Below are 1,611 nucleotides of genomic sequence, written 5' to 3'. Positions count from 1 at the left end.
ACGAGGAGAGTTCCGTCCTCGTCCTCGTCGTGCACCACATCGCCGGTGACGGCTGGTCCCTGGCACCCCTGTGGCGGGACCTGTCCGCCGCCTACGGCGCGCGTCGGGCCGGGAGCACGCCCCGGTTCGCGCCGCTGCCCGTGCAGTACGCCGACTACACCCTGTGGCAGCGCGAGCTGCTCGGCGACGCGGCCGACCCCGGGAGCGTGCTGGCGGAGCAGGTCGCGCACTGGCGCACCGCACTCGAAGGCGCACCCGCGGAGCTGTCCCTCCCCGCCGACCGGCCGCGACCGTCCGCCAAGACGCACCGGGGCGCGGCCGTTCCCGTGCGTGTCCCGGCCGGACTGCACGCGCGACTGGCCGGGTTGGCGCGGTCGGAGGGCGTGACGATGTTCATGGTGTGGCAGGCGGCGGTGGCCGTGCTGTTCTCGCGGCTGGGCGCGGGGGAGGACATCCCGCTGGGCGGCCCGGTCGCGGGCCGTACCGACGAGTCGCTGGAGGACCTGGTCGGGTGCTTCGTCAACACCCTCGTGCTGCGCACCGACCTGTCCGGCGACCCCGCCTTCACCGACGTGCTCGCCCGCGTCCGCCGGGACACGCTCAGTGCCCTGCACCGGCAGGAGGTCCCGTTCGAGCGGCTGGTGGAGGAGCTGGCACCGCCCAGGTCCATGGGCCGCCACCCCTTCTTCCAGACCGTCCTCGAAGTGCAGTCCACCCCCCTCCTCGCGCCGGAACTGGACGGAGTGGACGTGGCGGTGCTGCCCCACGCGGTCCGCGACGCCAAGTTCGACCTCGACCTGCAGATCGCCGAGAGCTTCGACGCCGAGGGCCGCCCCACCGGCATGGCGGGCGAACTCGTCTACGCCGCCGACCTCTTCGACCACGCCACCGCCGAGACCCTGACCGCCCGGCTGCTGCGCGTCCTGGACGCCGTGGCCGACGCTCCGGGACGCCCCGTGCACACCGTCGACGTGCTCGACGGCGCCGAGCGGCGCCGGCTGGTGGGGGAGTGGTCCCGCCGGCAGCCGGCGATCGCCGGCCCGGACGTCCGCGTCTTCGTCCTCGACGACCACCTCATGCCGGTCCCGCCCGGCGTCACCGGACTGCTCTACACCACCTGCGACGCGTCCGCGGACTCCACGGTCGCCTGCCCGTTCACCGAGGAGGAGTCCGTCATGCGACCCACCGGCGCACAGGCCCGCTGGGACGACGAGGGCCGCGTACACGTCGTGCCGGCCGACGACGCGGCGGCCCTGTTGCCGGACCCGCGGCCGTCCGGCGCCCCGGTCCCGCGCGGAAGCGGGACGGGACTGCGCGAGGAGCTGCTCCGCACCGTCTTCGCACAGGTGCTCGGCGTGCCGGAGGTGAGCGCGGACGACGACTTCTTCGCCCTCGGCGGCCACTCCCTCCAGGCCGTGCGCCTGGTCAGCCGCATCCGCGCCGTCCTCGGCGTCGAACTGCTCGTCCGCGACCTCTTCGAGTCGCCGACCGTGGCCGGACTGGCCGCCCGGCTGGACAAGACGGCGGGTGCCGGGGTGCGTCCGTCGGTGGTGGCGGGGGAGCGGCCGGAGCGGTTGCCGTTGTCGTACGCGCAGCGTCGGTTGTGGTTCG

The 1,611-nt window shown here is 74.7% G+C and carries 1 protein-coding gene; it reads left to right on the top strand.

Annotation, left to right across the window (positions count from 1 at the left end):
• The coding region (locus HZS56_RS37730; protein ID WP_253915553.1) for a condensation domain-containing protein at positions 1 to 1,611 on the top strand (1,611 nt) is incomplete at both ends.

It is taken from the genome of Streptomyces mayonensis, assembly GCF_018982965.1.
GTDB classification, from domain to species: Bacteria; Actinomycetota; Actinomycetes; order Streptomycetales; family Streptomycetaceae; genus Streptomyces; species Streptomyces mayonensis.
This window is presented reverse-complemented; position numbering and strand designations above follow the sequence as displayed.